At 63.5% G+C, this 14159-nt stretch carries 12 protein-coding genes; 9 read left to right on the top strand and 3 right to left on the bottom strand.

What is annotated here, in order from left to right; translation table 11 throughout:
• Positions 1–179: 179 nt before the first annotated feature.
• On the bottom strand, positions 180–1604 hold the full coding sequence (aspA, locus tag CXQ81_RS01520) for an aspartate ammonia-lyase (RefSeq protein WP_007928510.1): 1425 nt from the start codon (positions 1602–1604) through the stop codon (positions 180–182).
• A 181-nt stretch (positions 1605–1785) separates the two neighbouring features.
• Here aspA and CXQ81_RS01515 point away from each other — a divergent pair, with 181 nt between their 5' ends.
• The 5 genes from CXQ81_RS01515 to CXQ81_RS01495 all read left to right on the top strand — a co-directional run bounded on the left by CXQ81_RS01515 (position 1786) and on the right by CXQ81_RS01495 (position 5657).
• The gene (locus CXQ81_RS01515) at positions 1786–2703 is read left to right on the top strand and encodes a LysR substrate-binding domain-containing protein (protein ID WP_009041373.1); all 918 of its coding nucleotides are present in this window, start codon (positions 1786–1788) and stop codon (positions 2701–2703) included.
• A gap of 392 nt (positions 2704–3095) precedes the next feature.
• Positions 3096–3587 (top strand): 5-(carboxyamino)imidazole ribonucleotide mutase, encoded by a 492-nt coding sequence (gene purE, locus CXQ81_RS01510; RefSeq protein ID WP_007928512.1) that lies wholly within the window; start codon positions 3096–3098, stop codon positions 3585–3587.
• 11 nt (positions 3588–3598) lie between these two features.
• Positions 3599–4681 (top strand): 5-(carboxyamino)imidazole ribonucleotide synthase, encoded by a 1083-nt coding sequence (locus tag CXQ81_RS01505; RefSeq protein WP_007928513.1) that lies wholly within the window; start codon positions 3599–3601, stop codon positions 4679–4681.
• A 107-nt stretch (positions 4682–4788) separates the two neighbouring features.
• Positions 4789–5034: a GlsB/YeaQ/YmgE family stress response membrane protein gene (locus tag CXQ81_RS01500; RefSeq protein WP_007928514.1), complete on the top strand. Its 246-nt coding sequence runs from the start codon at positions 4789–4791 to the stop codon at positions 5032–5034.
• An 86-nt stretch (positions 5035–5120) separates the two neighbouring features.
• A complete protein-coding gene (locus CXQ81_RS01495) occupies positions 5121–5657 on the top strand; it encodes a DUF3299 domain-containing protein (RefSeq protein WP_101336294.1) in 537 nt (178 codons plus the stop codon).
• A 7-nt stretch (positions 5658–5664) separates the two neighbouring features.
• On the opposite strand, the gene CXQ81_RS01490 is transcribed toward CXQ81_RS01495, so the two are convergent.
• Positions 5665–6564, bottom strand: coding sequence for a D-hexose-6-phosphate mutarotase (locus CXQ81_RS01490; protein ID WP_101336293.1), 900 nt, complete (start codon positions 6562–6564; stop codon positions 5665–5667).
• Between the two features lie 72 nt (positions 6565–6636).
• Positions 6637–7041, bottom strand: a complete 405-nt coding sequence (locus CXQ81_RS01485; RefSeq protein WP_003229628.1) for an acyl-CoA thioesterase — start codon at positions 7039–7041, stop codon at positions 6637–6639.
• 388 nt (positions 7042–7429) lie between these two features.
• On the opposite strand from CXQ81_RS01485, the gene CXQ81_RS01480 reads away from it, so the two are divergent.
• The 4 genes from CXQ81_RS01480 (at position 7430) to pstA (ending at position 14152) form a co-directional block, all read left to right on the top strand.
• The gene (locus CXQ81_RS01480) at positions 7430–8728 is read left to right on the top strand and encodes an MFS transporter (RefSeq protein WP_101336292.1); all 1299 of its coding nucleotides are present in this window, start codon (positions 7430–7432) and stop codon (positions 8726–8728) included.
• A 234-nt stretch (positions 8729–8962) separates the two neighbouring features.
• The gene (locus CXQ81_RS01475; RefSeq protein ID WP_007928520.1) at positions 8963–9961 is read left to right on the top strand and encodes a phosphate ABC transporter substrate-binding protein PstS family protein; all 999 of its coding nucleotides are present in this window, start codon (positions 8963–8965) and stop codon (positions 9959–9961) included.
• Between the two features lie 219 nt (positions 9962–10180).
• Entirely contained in the window at positions 10181–12466 is a 2286-nt protein-coding gene (locus CXQ81_RS01470) for an ABC transporter permease subunit (protein ID WP_009041368.1), read from the top strand.
• A gap of 15 nt (positions 12467–12481) precedes the next feature.
• Complete coding sequence (pstA, locus tag CXQ81_RS01465) at positions 12482–14152, top strand: phosphate ABC transporter permease PstA (protein WP_007928524.1); 1671 nt, start codon at positions 12482–12484, stop codon at positions 14150–14152.
• Positions 14153–14159: the final 7 nt, after the last annotated feature.

Below are 14159 nucleotides of genomic sequence, written 5' to 3'. Positions count from 1 at the left end.
ATCTGTAGCCGCTGCCGCAGGCTGCGATCGACCGCGAAGCGGGCGCGGCGGTTTCAAGGGCAGGTAAAGGAACAGGCAAAAAAAAGGGCTTGGAGAAGAATCTCCAAGCCCTCAAAAGGTGAGAGGTGTCTAGTCCCTCGACCTGGTGAGCGGTGCCCTGTGGCCAGGGCGGGCGTTGGTCAGGCTTTGAGCGGGACCAGACGCGGGGCAATCATGTTTTCCGGGCGCAGGATGTCGGCGAGCATGGCGTCGTCGAGCAAGCCTTCTTCGCGCACCAGTTCCAGTACGCCGCGGCCGCTTTCCAGGGCGATGCGGGCGATACGGGTGGCGTTTTCATAGCCGATGTACGGGTTCAGCGCGGTGACCAGGCCGATCGAGTGCTCGACCAGTTCGCGGCAGCGCTGCTCGTTGGCGGTGATGCCGGTGATGCAGTGCTCGCGCAGCATGTCCATGGCGCGTTGCAGCAGGCGGATCGAGTCGAAGATCTTGAACGCGATCAGCGGCTCCATCACGTTCAGTTGCAGCTGGCCGCCTTCGGCCGCGATGGTCAGGGCCAGGTCGTTGCCGATGATCTGGAACGCCACCTGGTTGACCGCTTCCGGGATCACCGGGTTGACCTTGCCGGGCATGATCGAGCTGCCTGGCTGACGCGCTGGCAGGTTGATCTCGTTGATCCCGGTACGCGGGCCGCTGGACAGCAGGCGCAGGTCGTTGCAGATCTTCGACAGCTTGACCGCGGTGCGCTTGAGCATGCCGGAGAACAGCACGAAGGCGCCCATGTCGGAGGTGGCTTCGATCAGGTCGGCGGCCGGTACCAGCGGCTGGCCGCTGATGGTGGCCAGGCGCTGGACGGCCAGGGCCTGGTAACGCGGGTCGGCGTTGATGCCGGTACCGATGGCGGTACCGCCCAGGTTCACTTCGGTCAGCACTTCCGGCGCCAGGGTCTTCAGGCGGGCCAGGTCTTCGCTCAGGGTGGTGGCGAAGGCGCGGAACTCCTGGCCCAGGGTCATCGGCACGGCGTCTTGCAGCTGGGTACGGCCCATCTTCAGGACGTGGCTGAATTCTTCACCCTTGGCGGCGAACGACTGGATCAGGCTGTCGAGGCTGGCCAGCAGCGCGTCGTGGCCCAGCAGCAGACCCAGGCGGATCGCGGTCGGGTAGGCGTCGTTGGTCGACTGCGCCATGTTCACGTCGTTGTTCGGGTGCAGGTACTGGTATTCGCCCTTGCTGTGGCCCATGGCCTCCAGCGCGATGTTGGCGATGACTTCGTTGGCATTCATGTTGGTCGAAGTGCCAGCGCCGCCTTGAATCATGTCCACCACGAACTCTTCGTGGAAGTCGCCGCGGATCAGACGGGCACAGGCTTCGCTGATGGCAGCGTGCTTGGCTTCGCTCAGGTGACCCAGCTCGCGGTTGGCGTCAGCAGCTGCCTGCTTGACCATTGCCAGGGCCACGACCAGTTTTGGGTAGTGCGAAATCGGAACGCCGGAGAGGCGGAAGTTGTTCACCGCTCGCAGGGTCTGGATGCCGTAATACGCTTGAGCAGGTACTTCGAGTACGCCAAGCAGGTCTTTTTCTGTGCGGAAAGATGCAGCGGAGGACATGATAGAAATCATCTCGATATGGACCCGGTCTGTGCCGGAACGCTGCGAATCCTAGGCCTGCGGGAAAATTTGGGCCAATGCTGTTAAACACTGGCCTATGCATAAACGGCATAATGCCCGTGTGACGCCGCTTGCGCGGCAAGCGTGTGACCTAAAATGGTGCGTTCCCCGGGAGGACGTGATGAATCTGGAAAGCAAATGGCTCGAGGACTTCAGTGCCCTGGCCGCCACCCGCAGCTTCTCGCAGGCCGCCGAACGGCGCTTCGTGACCCAGCCGGCTTTCAGCCGGCGGATCCGCAGCCTGGAAGCGGCGCTGGGGCTGACCCTGGTCAACCGCTCGCGCACGCCGATCGAACTGACGGCGGCGGGGCAGCTGTTCCTGGTGACCGCGCGCACGGTGGTCGAGCAACTGGGCGAAGTGCTGCGGCACTTGCATCACCTCGAAGGCGGGCAGGGCGAAGTGATGCAGGTCGCCGCGGCGCACTCCCTGGCCCTGGGTTTCTTCCCGCGCTGGATCGCCCAGTTGCGTAACGAAGGCCTGAACATCGCCACGCGGCTGGTGGCGACCAACGTCGGCGACGCCGTGCATGCCCTGCGCGAAGGCGGCTGCGACCTGATGCTGGCCTTCTATGACCCGGACTCGGCCATGCAGATGGACCCGGAAATCTTTCCTTCACTGCACCTGGGCCAGACCGAGATGCTGCCAGTGTGCGCGGCGGATGCCGCCGGCAAGCCGCTGTTCGACCTGGAAGGCGAGGCCAGCGTGCCGCTGCTGGCGTACAGCGCCGGGGCGTTTCTCGGGCGTTCGGTGAACCAGCTGCTGCGCCAGCGCAACCTGCGGTTCACCACGGTCTATGAAACCGCCATGGCCGACAGCCTCAAGAGCATGGCCCTGGAAGGCCTGGGGATTGCCTGGGTGCCGCACCTGAGCGTGCGCGCCGAACTGGCCCGCGGCGAACTGGTGGTCTGCGGCGGCGCGCAATGGCATGTGCCGCTGGAGATCCGCCTGTACCGCTGCGCCCTGGTGCGCAAGGCCAACGTCCGGCTGCTGTGGCGCAAGCTCGAAGGTGGCGCGGCGCAGGGCACAGGCAACACCTGACCTGTAGCCGCTGCCGAAGGCTGCGCTCGCTCTGGGCGGCACTCCGTCGCAGGGGCCGCAAAACCTGGCGACGCGGTCTGTCTGAAGGAGTGGGAATACCCCCTTTGCGCCGGCTTCGCCGTCGATCGCAGCCTGTGGCAGCGGCTACAGGAATTTGGCAACGATCCTGGCCCATGCTGACTGACCCAAAAGTCAATAAAACCGCCGCTTTGCGCCTGAAACATGGTGTATGACAGATGGTCGGCAAAAGTGCGTTTAATGCACCTTTTTCGGTATACTGCGCGGCCTTCGGCCGGTTCGTCCGGCCATAATTCGCACATTCAAGCCACGCACTCCGCGTGGCTTGTTGTTTTTGACGCGCCCGCGGGCGCCCAGAGAGAAGAGGCACGACGATGAGTGCATTGGTTGGCGTGATCATGGGCTCCAAGTCCGATTGGTCCACCCTTAGCCACACCGCCGATATGCTGGAAAAGCTCGGCATCCCTTACGAGGTGAAAGTGGTCTCTGCCCACCGCACCCCGGACCTGCTGTTCCAGTACGCCACCGATGCCGAAGCGCGTGGCATCGAGGTGATCATCGCCGGTGCCGGTGGCGCGGCCCACCTGCCAGGCATGTGCGCGGCCAAGACCCACCTGCCGGTGCTGGGCGTTCCGGTGCAGTCGTCGATGCTCTCGGGCGTCGACTCGCTGCTCTCCATCGTGCAGATGCCCGCGGGCATTCCGGTCGCCACCCTGGCCATCGGCAAGGCCGGCGCGATCAACGCCGCGCTGCTGTCGGCGAGCATCCTTGGCGCCAAGCATCCGCAATTTCATACTGTGCTGAAAAAATTCCGCGCTGAGCAGACAGACAGCGTCCTGGACAATCCAGACCCACGCATCGCCTGAGGTTTTTGACGATGAAGATCGGTGTAATCGGTGGCGGCCAACTGGGTCGCATGTTGGCTCTGGCGGGCACTCCGCTGGGGATGAACTTCGCTTTCCTCGACCCGGCTCCGGACGCCTGTGCCGCTGCCCTGGGCGAACACCTGCGAGCCGATTACGGCGATCAGGATCACCTGCGCCAGCTGGCTGACGAAGTGGACCTGGTGACCTTCGAGTTCGAAAGCGTGCCGGCGGAAACCGTGGCCTTCCTGTCGCAGTTCGTCCCGGTCTACCCGAGCGCCGAAGCCCTGCGCATCGCCCGAGATCGCTGGTTCGAGAAGAGCATGTTCAAGGACCTGGGGATTCCGACCCCGGCGTTCGCCGACATCCAGTCGCAAGCCGACCTGGAGGCCGCCGTGGCCAGCATCGGCCTGCCGGCCGTGCTGAAAACCCGCACCCTGGGTTACGACGGCAAGGGCCAGAAAGTCCTGCGCAGCCCTGAAGACGTGGTCGGCACTTTCGCCGAGCTGGGCAGCGTGGGGTGCCTGCTGGAGGGCTTCGTGCCGTTCACCGGCGAAGTCTCGCTGATCGCCGTGCGCGCCCGCGATGGTGAAACCCGCTTCTACCCGCTGGTGCACAACACTCACCACAGCGGCATCCTCAAGCTGTCCGTGGCCAGTAGCGATCACCCGCTGCAGGCCCTGGCCGAAGACTATTCCAGCCGCGTGCTCAAGCAGCTGGACTACGTCGGCGTGATGGCGTTCGAGTTCTTTGAAGTCGACGGTGGCCTCAAGGCCAACGAGATCGCGCCACGGGTGCACAACTCCGGGCACTGGACCACCGAAGGCGCCGAGTGCAGCCAGTTCGAGAACCACCTGCGGGCTGTCGCCGGCCTGCCGCTGGGTTCGACCGCCAAGGTCGGCGAGAGCGCGATGATCAACTTCATCGGCGAAGTGCCGGCGGTGGAGAAAGTCATCGCCATCGACGATTGCCATCTGCATCACTACGGCAAGGCCTTCAAGGTCGGGCGCAAGGTCGGTCACGCCAACCTGCGCTGCAAGGACAAGGCAACCCTCGAGGCGCAGATCCTCAAGGTCGAAGCGCTGATCGCCGAATAACTTCCTGAGGCTGCGGTGGAACCAATCGGGGCCGCCGTTCTCTGATGGCAGGATGCCAATGCGCTAACTAGGCTTTGGCATACCTAACTCATACAGAGGGAAATGCCATGGGAATTATTGGAACCATCTTTATCGGCTTGATCGTTGGCCTGCTGGCTCGCTTCCTGAAACCGGGCGATGACAGCATGGGCTGGATCATGACCATCCTGCTCGGTATCGGCGGTTCGCTGGCAGCCACCTACGGCGGCCAGGCCCTGGGCATCTACCAGGCGGGCCAGGGCGCGGGCTTCATCGGCGCGCTGGTTGGCGCGGTCGTGCTGCTGGTGATCTACGGCCTGGTCAAAAAGAACTGATTTAGCGACAAAGCCCTCTCTGCTGCGCAGGTAGAGAGGGCTAGAATGCCCGGCGTTGTCTTGTCCCTTTCTTGCCGAGCTCCTCCATGCGCCGTCTTCTGTTGACTCTTGTTCTGCTGGGCCCGGGCCTGGCCCATGCCGGCGAACTGCCGGAAACCGACTGGCTCGAACTGATGCCCAAGTCGGACCAGAAAGCCCTCGAGCAAATGCCGGAAATCGATCACAACTCCCCCGAAGCCAATGGCACCTTTACCGAAAAGGGCGGCCTGAAGCAGAGCAAGGGGTTGCCGGCGGTGATGTATTCGACCAAGACCGTGCCGGCCATGAACGGCAAGGACATCCGCATCGGCGGTTATCCGGTGCCGCTGGAGTCCGATGCCAAGGGGCGCAGCACGCTGTTTTTCCTCGTGCCTTACCCGGGCGCCTGTATCCATGTGCCGCCACCGCCGCCCAATCAACTGGTGCTGGTGCGTTTCCCCAAGGGCGTGAAGCTGGACGATATCTACACGCCGCTGTGGGTGACCGGCCACCTGAAGGTCGAGACGGTCAGCAACGACCTGGCCGACGCGGCCTATGCGCTGGATGCGCAGAAGGTGCGGGTGGTGCAGGAGTCGGATCTGTAGGACGGCGTTACAGCGCTACGCTGGTAACGCTCACGCCCAGGGTATGACTGGCGCCCGGCGCCAGGGTCACCACGTCATCCATCACGTTGGCGGTCTCGATGCACAGCATGCGTTGCCAGCCATCGTCGGCCATGTCGCTGAACTGCTCGGCGCGAGCGATCCACGGGTTCCAGATCACCGCCGAGCGCGAGCCGTTGCTGGTCAGCTGGATGCGCCGCTCCCAGGCCGGGTCGACGATGCTCAGCTGTGGCGGAGGGTCGAGGTAGATACGGTCGGTTTCGCCGGTGAAATGCAGGTCGCCGGACTGCTGTGCAGTCTTCCAGTCATCCAGGGTCTCGATGTAATTCAGGCCGTCCAACCCTTCGACATGCACCTTGCGCACATCGCTGACCGCGAAGTAGCTGTGCAGCGCCTGGCTGATGGTGACCGTGTCGTCGCCCAGGTTGTGGCTGGTGAGGTTGATGTGCAGTTGCTCATCGAGGCGGATGCTCAGCTTCAGCTCGACCTGGTGCGGCCAGCCTGGCAGCCCGGCTTCGGGGATCGGCAGTTGCAGCTCCACCAGCAGGCTTTCGCCTTCGGCCTGGATGCCCAGCAGTTCCCAGTCGGTGGCGCGGACCAGGCCATGGGCCCCGGCCGGCTCGCTGCCCTGGCGCATGGCCTGGACGCTTTGCGGGTTGCGCGCGAAGTTGCCGAACCACGGCCAGCACACCGGAACGCCGGCGCGGATGCTTTTGCCGGTCTTGAACACGGCCTCGTCGTTGAGCCAGATCAGCGGCGGTTGCCCGGCCAATTGATAGCTGAGGATGTGCGCGCCTTGCTGGGCCACCAGCAGTTCGGCCTGACCGTGGCGGATGCGCCAGCAGTTCAGTTCATCCAGTTTCACCGTTTCAACGTGAGGGGTAGGCATGGTGCTGTTCTCGTTCAAAAGCAGGGCTGCTATGGACCACGTAACAGCCGCCGGGTTTAACCCACGCCGAATTTAACGGGCCCTGGGTGGAACCGAGCGGGTGCGGCCACTGCCGTCGATGGCAACGAACACGAACACCGCCTCGGTGACCTTGCGCCATTCGCTGGACAGCGGATCGTCGCTCCAGACCTCGACCATCATCTGGATCGAGCTGCGACCGATTTCCAGGGTCTGGGTATAAAAGGAAAGCTGCGCGCCGACCGCGACCGGCACCAGGAATGCCATGCGGTCGATGGCGACCGTGGCGACACGCCCGCCGGCCACGCGACTGGCCATGGCGGTCCCCGCCAGGTCCATCTGGGCCACCAGCCAGCCGCCGAAAATATCGCCAAAGCCGTTGGTTTCGCGGGGAAGCGCGGTGATTTGCAAGGCCAGGTCGCCTTGCGGGATCGGATCTTCTTGTTCGAGCTCTATCATGCCGGGGGTGCCTCTGACCCGTGACTCTTCATTGGTACTTCAGGTGAATAGCCGTCTTGAGGAAAAACGATTCAGCCCGAACATACTACGTTCGTCACGTTCTTCGTAAGGCGTACTAAAGGGAAACTCTGCGAAACCGGCTGGCCCAGTCGGCGCCTGGGGCGCCCAGCGGCGTTTTCGCACAGCAACCCTTGCCGGGGCGGCGTTGCTCCAATGCCTGCGAGTATATCGGTCGACAGGCTCGGCGACGACCATCCGGTTCTGATTTTGATTGTCAATTGTGCCCGTCTATGTGCTTTTTCGAACAATTTGCTATCGTGCCGAACCTGCCAGGCCACAACCAGCGCTGTTGCGGCTTCCAGAACCGACTATAAGAGAAGCCCTTGCCATGACCACTGTGCCTTCGAGCGTCGCGCAGCCCGCGCAACCTGCTCGTCCGTTGACCCGCAATGACTACAAGACCCTGTCGCTGTCCGCCCTGGGCGGCGCGCTGGAGTTCTACGACTTCATCATTTTCGTGTTCTTCGCCACGGTGGTCGGCAAGCTGTTCTTCCCCGCGGACATGCCCGAGTGGCTGCGCCTGATGCAGACCTTCGGCATCTTCGCCGCCGGCTATCTGGCCCGGCCCCTGGGCGGGATCGTCATGGCGCACTTCGGCGACCTGCTCGGGCGCAAGAAGATGTTCACCCTGAGCATTTTCATGATGGCGGTGCCGACCCTGATCATGGGCCTGCTGCCGACCTACGCGCAGATCGGCATGTGGGCGCCGATCCTGTTGCTGCTGATGCGGGTGATCCAGGGCGCGGCCATCGGCGGTGAAGTGCCGGGCGCCTGGGTGTTCGTTTCCGAGCATGTGCCGCAGCGGCATATCGGCTACGCCTGCGGCACCCTGACCTCGGGCCTGACGGCCGGCATTCTCCTGGGGTCGCTGGTGGCCACCGCGATCAACAGCATCTATACCCCGGGCGAAGTCGCCGATTACGCCTGGCGGATTCCGTTCCTGCTCGGCGGCGTGTTCGGTCTGTTCTCGGTGTACCTGCGCCGCTGGCTGCACGAAACCCCGGTGTTCGCCGAGCTGCAGCTGCGCAAGGCCCTGGCCGAGGAAGTGCCGCTGCGCGCGGTGCTGCGCGACCACCGCAGCGCGATCATTCTCTCGATGCTGCTGACCTGGCTGCTGTCCGCCGGGATCATCGTGGTGATCCTGATGACCCCGACCGTGCTGCAGACGGTCTATCACTTCACCCCGACCACCGCGTTGCAGGCCAATAGCCTGGCGATCGTGTTCCTGAGCCTGGGGTGCGTGATGTCCGGCGCGCTGGCCGATCGTTTTGGCGCCGGCCGGGTATTCGTGTTCGGCAGCGCGCTGCTGCTGGCGACTTCCTGGACCTTCTACCACAGCCTGCTGGATCACCCGGACTGGCTGTTCCCGCTGTACGCGCTGACCGGCCTGCTGGTGGGCACCATCGGCGCGGTGCCGTATGTGATGGTCAAGGCCTTCCCGGCGGTGGTGCGCTTCAGCGGCCTGTCGTTCTCCTACAACCTGGCCTACGCGATCTTCGGTGGCCTGACGCCGATGGTGGTGACCGCGCTGCTCAAGGAGAGCCCGATGGGCCCGGCCTATTATGTTGCAATTATTTGCAGCATCGGGATCCTGGTCGGCCTGTACCTGTGGAAAAAGGATCGCTGATCCTGTGACCCTGTAGCCGCTGCCGAAGGCTGCGATCGACCCGAAGGGGCGCGAAGGGCCTGCGGCCCTATCGCAGCCTTCGGCAGCGGCTACAAAACGCTCTATAAAGAAAGGCCAGCCTTCCATCGCGAATGCTGGCCTTTCATCTAATTGTCATATTTCAGCCATAGAGTGTTCACACGGCCTACAGATACTTGGCCCGACTTAACACACCCTATCTGCTAGGAGTAAGGCATGAAACTGAAGCGTTTGATGGCGGCAATGACTTTTGTCGCTGCTGGCGTTGCGACTGCCCACGCGGTTGCCGCTGTTGACCCTGCTATCCCGAGCTACACCAAGACCACTGGTGTGTCGGGCAACCTGTCCAGCGTCGGCTCCGATACCCTGGCCAACCTCATGACCCTGTGGGCCGAGCACTACAAAAAAGAATACCCGAACGTAAACATCCAGATTCAGGCCGCTGGCTCCGCCACCGCGCCACCTGCGCTGACCGAAGGCACCTCCAACCTGGGCCCGATGAGCCGCAAGATGAAGGACACCGAACTGGCTGCCTTCGAGCAGAAGTACGGCTACAAGCCAACCGCCATCCCGGTTGCCGTGGACGCCCTGGCCGTGTTCGTGCACAAGGACAACCCGATCCAGCACCTGACCATGGAACAGGTTGATGCGATCTTCTCGTCGACCCGCCTGTGCGGCGCCAAGGCCGACGTCAAGACCTGGGGCGACCTGGGCGTGACCGGCGACCTGGCCAACAAGCCGGTCCAGCTGTTCGGTCGTAACTCGGTATCCGGCACCTACGGCTACTTCAAGGAAGAAGCCCTGTGCAAAGGCGACTACAAGCCTAACGTCAACGAACAGCCTGGTTCGGCTTCGGTGGTCCAGTCCATCAGCTCCTCGCTGAACGGCATCGGCTACTCGGGCATCGGTTACAAGACCGCTAGCGTGAAGACCGTGGCCCTGGCCAAGAAAGGCAGCAGCGACTTCATCGAAGACACCGAAGAAAACGCCCTGAACGGCAAGTACCCGCTGTCCCGCTTCCTGTACGTGTACATCAACAAGGCCCCGAACAAGCCTCTGGCTCCGCTGGAAGCCGAGTTCGTGAAACTGGTTCTGTCGAAACAGGGCCAGGAAGTGGTAGTGAAAGACGGCTACATCCCACTGCCAGCCAAAGTCGCCGCCAAGGCACTGGCTGACCTGGGCCTGCAGGAAGGCGCTGCAGTCGTAAAGAAGTAACACCCTAGGTCCGGGCCTGTCCCGGACCTTGTAGGAGCGAGCTTGCTCGCGACATGATGGCGAGGCCAACGCAGCATCTGTGTCTGGCGGCTCCCATCGCGAGCAAGCTCGCTCCTACACCCCTCAATTTTCGATCCGCTGCCAGCTCTGCTCCGCGGCGGATTTGTTGCGTCACTGCATTGTCATCTTTCTGTCATACAGGATCGCTAGGGTGTGCGCATGAATGATCTGGCCAACTCCACCATGACTCCGACTTCTCCCCCCAAGCGCATTGACTTCAATACGCCTGAGCTGCAACGCAAGCGCCGCATCCGCGCGCTGAAAGATCGCCTGACCCGCTGGTACGTCCTCGTTGGCGGTCTGGCCGTGCTGGCCGCGATCACCCTGATCTTCTTCTTCCTCGCCTATGTCGTGCTGCCCCTGTTCCAGGGCGCCGACCTGACCGCCAAGGACCCGCTGACGCCAGCCTGGATGCAGGACGCCGGCAAGCCGCTGATGTTCTCCCTGGAAGAGCAGAATCAGGTCGGCATGCGGGTTTCCGACAAGGGCCAGGCGCTGTTCTTCGACATCGACAACGGTGCTGAGCTGCGCCGCGTCGACCTGCCGATTCCGGCCGGCACCACTGTGACCGCCATCGGCAAGGATCAGCCGGGCAGCCCGCTGGTGGTGGTTGGCCTGTCCAACGGCCAGGCGCTGGTGTTCCGCCACACCTATAAGGTCAGCTACCCGGAAGGCAAGAAAACCATCTCGCCAGCCATCGAATACCCCTACGGCGAAACCCCGATCGTGCTGAACGAGCAGGGCGGTGCCCTGGAGCACGTCAACCTCAACGCCACCGATTCGGCGCTGGTGGTGGCCGGTTCCAGCGGCGCGCAACTGCACGTGCTGCAGCTGACCCGCGAAGAAAACATGATGACCGGCGAGGTCACCAGCGAGCAGAACCGCATCGAGCTGCCGCAGATGACCGAACCGGTCAAGGCCATGTACATCGACCCGCGCCAGCAGTGGCTGTACGTGATCAACGGGCGTGCCCAGGCCGACGTGTTCAGCCTGCGCGACAAGAGCCTCAACGGTCGCTACAAACTGCTGGAGGATGCCGATGCCGAAGTGACGGCCAGCACCCAGCTGGTGGGCGGTATCTCGCTGATCATCGGCACTTCCAAGGGCGGCCTGGCCCAGTGGTTCATGGCCCGCGACCCGGACGGCGAACTGCGCCTGAAGCAGATCCGCACCTTCCAGATGGGCACCACGCCGATCATCGAAATTACTGCTGAAGAGCGCCGCAAAGGCTTCGTCGCCCTGGACGCCTCGGGCAAGCTCGGCGTGTTCCACAGCACCGCGCACCGCACCCTGCTGGTGGACCAGGTGGTCGAGGGCGAAGGCCTGTTCGGCCTGTCGCCACGGGCCAACCGGGTGATCGTCGAAGCCGGCGGCAAGCTGCAACCGCTGGTGCTCGACAACCCGCACCCGGAAGTGTCCTGGAGCGCGCTGTGGAGCAAGGTCTGGTACGAGAACTACGACGAGCCTAAATACGTCTGGCAATCGACCGCGGCCAACACCGACTTCGAACCCAAGCTGAGCCTTTCGCCACTGACCTTCGGTACGTTGAAGGCAGCGTTCTACGCGATGCTGCTGGCAGCCCCACTGGCGGTGGCCGCGGCGATCTACACCGCTTACTTCATGGCTCCGGGCATGCGCCGCAAGGTCAAACCGGTGATCGAGCTGATGGAAGCGATGCCGACGGTGATCCTCGGCTTCTTCGCCGGCCTGTTCCTCGCGCCTTACGTCGAAGGCCATCTGCCGGGCATCTTCAGCCTGCTGATGCTGCTGCCGATCGGCATCCTGGTGGCCGGTTTCGTCTTCAGCCGCCTGCCTGAGTCGGTGCGCCTCAAGGTGCCGGATGGCTGGGAAAGCGCGATCCTGATCCCGGTGATCATCCTGGTGGGCTGGTTCTCGCTGTACATGAGCCCGTTCATGGAGAACTGGTTCTTCGGCGGCGACATGCGTATGTGGATCTCCCATGACCTGGGCATCACCTACGACCAGCGCAACGCCCTGGTGGTCGGCCTGGCCATGGGGTTTGCGGTGATCCCGAACATCTACTCGATCGCCGAAGACGCCGTGTTCAGCGTGCCGCGCGGCCTGACCCTGGGTTCCCTGGCCCTGGGCGCCACGCCGTGGCAGACCATGACCCGCGTGGTGATCCTCACCGCCAGCCCGGGCATCTTCTCGGCGCTGATGATCGGCATGGGCCGCGCGGTCGGCGAAACCATGATCGTGCTGATGGCCACCGGCAACACCCCAGTCATGGAAATGAACCTGTTCGAAGGCCTGCGCACCCTGGCGGCCAACGTCGCGGTGGAAATGCCGGAGTCGGAAGTCGGCGGCAGCCACTACCGCGTGCTGTTCCTCTCGGCGTTGGTGCTGCTGCTGTTCACCTTCGTCATGAACACCCTCGCCGAGCTGATCCGTCAGCGTCTGCGCAAGAAATACTCGTCGCTTTAAGAAAGGTAGAAGTCTGTGAAACAGAACTCCCTGAATGGATGGTTCAAGAGCGGCGCCCCGGGCGTCTGGATCAGCGGTGGCGCGGTGTCCATCGCGGTCATCATGACTATCGGCCTGTTGGCGGTGATCGCCGTGCGCGGCCTGGGCCACTTCTGGCCGGCGGACCTGGTGCATGCCCACTACGACGTGCCGGGCCAGGCCAACCACCTGGTCATCGGCGAAGTGGTGCAGAAAGAAGAAGTGCCGCGGGCACGCCTCAAGAGCGCCGGCCTGCCGGTGCCGGACGAAGGCCCCGAGTTCATGACCCGCGAGCTGATCAAGGTCGGCAACCGTGACCTGAACGGCAACGACTTCACCTGGATCGTCGGCGACTGGCTGACCAACCAGACCACGCCGCCGGAGCTGATGGCCATCGAGCGGCGCGAGTGGGGCAACTTCTACGGCTACCTGGTCAACGTCAAGCAGGATGGCAAGGTCATCGCCGAAGGCGAAGCGGCCTGGCCGGAACTGCAGGCGCGGATCGAGCGAGTGAACAAGCTGGCGGCCCAGCTCAAGACCCTGGAGAAAGTCGACATCGGCGCGATCAACGCCGGCCTCGAGCGCATCCGCCTGCACGGTCGCAAGCTGGAACTGGACGGCAAGCTCGATGCCGCCGCCCAGGCCGACATGGAAAGCGAACGCGCCGAGCTGAACGCCCGTTACCAGGACGTCGAGGCCCGCCTGAGCGACCTGCACGCGCAGTTCAACCGTGACAGCCTCACCGCCCGCGACGCCAACGGCAAAGAGATCGAGATCAGCCTGGGCAAGGTGGTGCACGCCTACCAGCCGAACGCCATGGGCACCTTCACCAAGCTGGGTTTCTACTTCAGCAAGGTCTGGGAATTCCTCAGCGACGACCCGCGTGAAGCCAACACCGAGGGCGGTATCTTCCCGGCGATCTTCGGTACCGTGATGATGACCCTGATCATGGCGATGATCGTCACCCCGTTCGGCGTGCTGGCGGCGGTGTACCTGCGCGAATACGCCAAGCAGAACACCCTGACCCGGGTGATCCGCATCGCGGTGAACAACCTGGCGGGCGTGCCGGCCATCGTCTACGGCGTGTTCGGCCTGGGCTTCTTCGTCTATGTGCTGGGCGGTTCCCTCGATCGCTTGTTCTTCCCCGAAGCGCTGCCGGCGCCGACCTTCGGTACCCCGGGCCTGCTCTGGGCCTCCCTGACCCTGGCGCTGCTGGCGGTGCCGGTGGTGATCGTGGCCACCGAGGAAGGCCTGGCGCGGATTCCCCGCACCGTGCGTGAAGGTTCCCTGGCCCTGGGCGCGACCAAGGCGGAAACCCTGTGGAAGATCGTGCTGCCAATGGCCAGCCCGGCGATGATGACCGGCATGATCCTCGCGGTGGCCCGCGCCGCCGGTGAAGTGGCGCCGCTGATGCTGGTGGGTGTGGTGAAACTGGCGCCGTCGCTGCCGGTGGACGGCAACTACCCGTACCTGCACCTGGACCAGAAGATCATGCACCTGGGCTTCCATATCTATGACGTCGGCTTCCAGAGCCCCAACGTCGAGGCCGCGCGGCCGCTGGTGTACGCCACGGCGCTGCTGCTGGTGCTGGTGATCGCGACGCTCAACCTGTCGGCAGTGTGGATTCGTAACCACCTGCGCGAGAAATACAAGGCGCTGGATAGCTAAAGCCATT

Source organism: Pseudomonas sp. 09C 129 (genome assembly GCF_002843625.1).
Classification (GTDB): Bacteria; Pseudomonadota; Gammaproteobacteria; order Pseudomonadales; family Pseudomonadaceae; genus Aquipseudomonas; species Aquipseudomonas chlororaphis.
Note: the sequence above shows the minus strand (reverse complement) of the source record. Positions and strands in the feature narration are given on the sequence as shown.